The organism is Mesorhizobium sp. M7A.F.Ca.CA.004.04.2.1, assembly GCF_004022825.1.
Lineage (GTDB): Bacteria > Pseudomonadota > Alphaproteobacteria > Rhizobiales > Rhizobiaceae > Mesorhizobium.
The window spans coordinates 1-4,408 of the sequence record NZ_RZPH01000477.1; the positions used below are offsets into that span (position 1 = coordinate 1).

Here is a 4,408-nt window from a genome sequence, read left to right on the forward strand (position 1 = left end):
AAGCGCAGCAATATATTTCGCGAAGCCTGTCACAAAGCGCCCACCCGGTTCGTCCTTTGACAGAAGAAGGAGAGCGCTATGCCAAAACTTATCGTCACCGAATTCATCAGCGTCGATGGCATTGCCGAGGTCGAGAAGCTGCCCAGCGTGACCTGGAACGACGAGATGAACAGGTTCAAGGAGGACGAGCTTGCCGACAGCGGCGCCATGCTTTTGGGGCGCACGACCTATGAGATCTTTGCCGGCTCCTGGCCAACGGAAACCGGAGATTTTGCCGACCGGTTCAACGCGCTGCCGAAATATGTCGCCTCAAACAGCCTGAAGGCGCTCGACTGGAAGCCGGCCGAATTGCTGAAAGGGCCTCTGCCGGAAGCGGTCAGGACGCTGAAGCAAGGCAGCGGCGGCAACATCTACGTGCATGGCAGCCTCAGCGTCGCGCAGGAATTGCTGCGCCACGGCCTGGTCGACCGCGTCAGGCTGCTCAGCTATCCAGGCACCGTCGGCCAGGGCAAGCCGCTATTCCCAATCGGTGAGCCGGTGGCGCTCGACCTGATTTCCGCAAAGCCGTTTAGCAACGGCGTGGTGGCGCTAGAGTATGCGCCGATGACGGCTAAGTCATAAGACGGTTGGGCTCTCTCCTCTCAGGTGAAGGAAAGATGCACTTCACCCGACCTGCTTCCCCCGCCTCCCCTTGATGGCGGCGCTATTCCTCGCCTCAACCACCTTCTCAACCTGCCGCTTCAGCTCATCCTTGATATCGACCGTCTCGTTCATCAAAGCGTCGATCTTCAGGAAATCGAGGACGCGGTATCTCGACACTGCCGGGCGGACCAGGATGTCGGGGCGGCATTGTTTCAGCTTGTTGGCGGTGATCGACTGCATCATCAGTTGGGTGGCGCCGAACATCAGGTCGACGGAGGTCGGCTGTTTGCGGTCGGCCTCTTCCGGCGCGCCGACCACGTCGACGCCGATGATGATGTCGGCGTCGTTTTCGATCAGGTCGAACGGCACGGGGTTGTAAATGCCGCCGTCGATCAGCAGCCTGCCGTCGCGCGTCACCGGCCGGAACACGGCGGGGATGGCCGCCGAGGCCGCCAGCGCCGAGTGCAGGTCGCCGTCTTCGAAGACAGCCAGCTTGTGGCCGAAATAGTCGGTCGCCGTCACCTTCAGCGGGATTTGCAGCTCGGCGAAGGTCTCGGGAATGGCTTCGGGCAGAAAGGCTTTCAGGATGCGCTCGACGTTGAACTGGCTGACGCGGATGCCGCCCTGCATGGCTTCGGCGATGGTGCCCGGCCGCGCCCGCCACATGCGGCTCGCCACTTGGGCGCGGCGGCCGAGGATCGAGCGGGCATAGTCGTGGATGTCCTTGCCGGTCATGCCCGATGCCATGCCGGCGCCCATGATGGCACCGATCGACGAGCCGGCAATCGCCACCGGCTTGATGCCCAACTCGTCCAGCGCCTCGATGACATGAATATGCGCCAGCCCGCGCGCGCCACCGCCGCCGAAGGCTATACCGAAGCTAGGCGCCATGGTGCGCGGCTCCTGCCTCGTTTCTGGCCGGCGACGGAGACCGCCAATTGTTGAAGTTGGCGCCGCCCCTCACCTGCCTGCCGGCATCCTCTCCCCGTATAGTGACGGGGAGAAGGGTGCTGCCATCGCCGATTTCGCCAATCACAAACGTTGCAAGATGGGCGCCGAGATTGCGGCCAGCCCCCTTCTCCCCGTCACTATACGGGGAGAAGTGCCCGGCAGGGCGATGAGAGGCAGCGCCGGCGTTCGGAAAAGAGAAATGCGCGCCGGGGCTCATCCCTTGCCGGCCCCGGCCAGTTTCGGTCCGATGACCATGATGGTCGGCTCGGTCGACAGCAGCTTCTTCGCCGCCGCCTTGACCTGGTCGAGCGTCACCGCGTTGATGTAGCCGGCGCGGCGCTGCATGTAGTCGATGCCGAGATCGTCGAGCTGCAGTTCGACCAGTGTCGCGGCGATGGCGCTGGACGAGTCCAGATTGTTGATGGCGTAGGCGCCGATCATGTATTTCTTGGTGGCCGCCAGTTCCGCTTCGGTCGGGCCTTCTTCGGCCAGTCGCTTGACCACATCGCGGATGATGCCCAGCGTTTCGGACGCGCGGTCGGAGCGGGTGCCGGTGCTGACGATCAGCGCGCTGGCGTGGTCCTGGTTGATGAGCGAGGAGTTGACGCTGTAGGCCAGCCCGCGCTTCTCGCGCACCTCCTGGAACAGGCGCGAGGTGAAGGTGCCGCCGCCAAGAATCTCGTTCATCAGCACGGCGGGGAAGAAATCCGCCGCCTTGCGCTTCACGCCGGGAAAAGCGAGCTGCAGGGAGGTCTGCGGCAGGTCGTAGTCGACCTCGATATGCTGCGCCAGCTTCGGGTCGATATCGGCCACTGGCCTCAGCGCCTGGTTTTGCGGCAGGTCGCCGAACACCATGTCGAGCTTCTTCTTCAGCGTCTCCGCGTCGATGGCGCCGACAACGGCGACCCGCAGCCCGCCGCGCGCGAACACCGCTTTGTGCGAGGCATTGAGATCATCGCGCGTGATGGTGGCGATGCTTTCCTTGGTGCCCTGGTCGGAGCGGGAATAGGGATGATCGCCATAAAGCGCTCGCGCCCATTTGTTCTGCGCCACCGTGTCGGAATCGTTTTCGCCGGCGATGATGCCGGACAGGATCTGGGAGCGGATGCGGTCAATCGGCAGCTGGTCGAAGCGCGGCTCGTTGACCGCCAGCCGCAACAGGTCGAATGCCTGGTCGCGCTGCTCGGCCAGCATGCGCATCGAGCCGTAGATGCCGTCGCGGCTCTCGTCGAAGCTCATTTCGGCGCCGGCATCGTCGAGCTTGATCTGGAAGTCTTCACTGTCGAGCGGGCCGGCGCCTTCGTCGAACAGGCCGGTCATCAGATTGGCCAGCCCTTCCTTGCCGACCGGATCCTGCGTCGAGCCGCCGCCGAAGACGAAGCGGATGGCGACAACCGGCACGGAATAGTCCTCGACCAGCCAGGCGGTGATGCCCTTTGGCGAGGTGACGGACTGGATGTCCATGGCCCGCGCGGTGAGTGCCGGCAGGATGAGGAAGAGGATGGAGAGAAGTAAAGTGATCAGCGGGGCGATGGCGCGGCTCGGGGTGGTCGTTCCAAACGAACAATTGTCGAAGTCGGCGCCGCCCCTCATCGCCCTGCCGGGCACTTCTCCCCGTATAGTGACGGGGAGAAGGAGGCTGGCCGCAACCTCGGCGTCCGTCTTGCAACCATGGTGATTGGCGAAACCGGCGATGACGGCGCCCCTCTCCCCGTCACTGTACGGGGAGAGGATGCCGGCAGGCAGGTGGGGGGCAGCGCCAACGCTCGATCTCTTCATCAAATCAATTCCCCGCCTGTTGCTGCGGCAAGAGATAGCCGGTGGTCGACCGGGCGAGCACGAGATAGTGCGCGGCGACGGCCTTGACCTCGTCTGTCGTGACCTTGCGGATGCGGTCCGTCCACTGCTGGACGTCCTGCACATTGCCGCCGGTGGCCAGCGTCGAGCCGTAGATGTTGGCCATGGAATCCTGCTTGTCGCGGGCAAAGGTCATCGACCTGACATAGCGGTCCTTGGCCTTTTCCAGCTCCGATGGCGTGACGCCATCCTTGACGATGCGCACCACTTCGGCATCGACCGCCGCTTCGACGTCGGAGATTTTAGCATCGCCGCGCGGCGCGCCATAGACGGTGAAGTTGGTGTCGTCGAGCATGGTGCCCTGGAAAAAGGCGCCGGCGCTGGATGCGATACCTTGCTGGACGACGAGCGCCTGGTAGAGCCGGCTGCGATTGCCGCCGCCGAGGATCTCCGCCAAGAGGTCGAGCGCTTCCGCCTCGCCCGGCTTGCCTGTGTGATAGGACGGCACCACCCATTGGGTGGAAAAGCTCGGCACGCTGACGCGGGCATCGGCGAGCGTCACCGTGCGCTTGGTGTTCTGCTCCGGCTCGACCGGACGGATGCGCGGCGGCAGATCGGGGCCGCGCGCCACCTTGCCATAGGTCTTTTCGGCCAGCGCCCGCACCGTGTCCGGGTCGACATCGCCGGCAACGATCAGCACCGCGTTGTTGGGCCGGTAATATTTGTCATAGAAGGCGACAGCGTCGGCGCGGTTCAGCTGCTGCATCTCCTGCATCCAGCCGATGACCGGGATGCGATAGGGCTGGTTCTGCCACAGCGTCGCATCGACCTCCTCGTCCAGCACGGCCTCGGGGCTGTTGTCGATGCGCGAGCGGCGCTCCTCGAGGATGACATCGCGCTCGGTCTTGATGACATCGTCGGTGAGGATGAGGTTGCGCATGCGATCGGCCTCGAAGCTCATCATCAGCTCGAGCGCCGACGGCGCCACCGTCTCGTGGAAGGCGGTGTAGTCGTAAGA

At 64.0% G+C, this 4,408-nt stretch carries 4 protein-coding genes; 1 reads left to right on the forward strand and 3 read right to left on the reverse strand.

Translation table 11 applies throughout. The annotated features are described in order from the left end of the window. Positions 1-78: 78 nt before the first annotated feature. Positions 79-621 (forward strand): dihydrofolate reductase family protein, encoded by a 543-nt coding sequence (locus tag EN893_RS20410; RefSeq protein WP_127266865.1) that lies wholly within the window; start codon positions 79-81, stop codon positions 619-621. A 42-nt stretch (positions 622-663) separates the two neighbouring features. On the opposite strand, the gene EN893_RS20415 is transcribed toward EN893_RS20410, so the two are convergent. The 3 genes from EN893_RS20415 to EN893_RS20435 form a co-directional block, all read right to left on the reverse strand. After that, positions 664-1,533 (reverse strand): patatin-like phospholipase family protein, encoded by an 870-nt coding sequence (locus EN893_RS20415; protein ID WP_127271511.1) that lies wholly within the window; start codon positions 1,531-1,533, stop codon positions 664-666. 273 nt (positions 1,534-1,806) lie between these two features. Next, positions 1,807-3,372, reverse strand: a complete 1,566-nt coding sequence (locus tag EN893_RS20425; protein WP_245490872.1) for a pitrilysin family protein — start codon at positions 3,370-3,372, stop codon at positions 1,807-1,809. 4 nt (positions 3,373-3,376) lie between these two features. After that, on the reverse strand, positions 3,377-4,408 hold a 1,032-nt coding region (locus EN893_RS20435; RefSeq protein ID WP_164900982.1), incomplete at its 5' end, for a pitrilysin family protein.

Coding starts and splice junctions, on each gene's coding strand:
- EN893_RS20410 (WP_127266865.1), top strand. CDS start 79: ATGCCAAAACTTATCGTCACCGAATTCATCAGCGTCGATGGCATTGCC.
- EN893_RS20415 (WP_127271511.1), bottom strand. CDS start 1,533: ATGGCGCCTAGCTTCGGTATAGCCTTCGGCGGCGGTGGCGCGCGCGGG.
- EN893_RS20425 (WP_245490872.1), bottom strand. CDS start 3,372: ATGAAGAGATCGAGCGTTGGCGCTGCCCCCCACCTGCCTGCCGGCATC.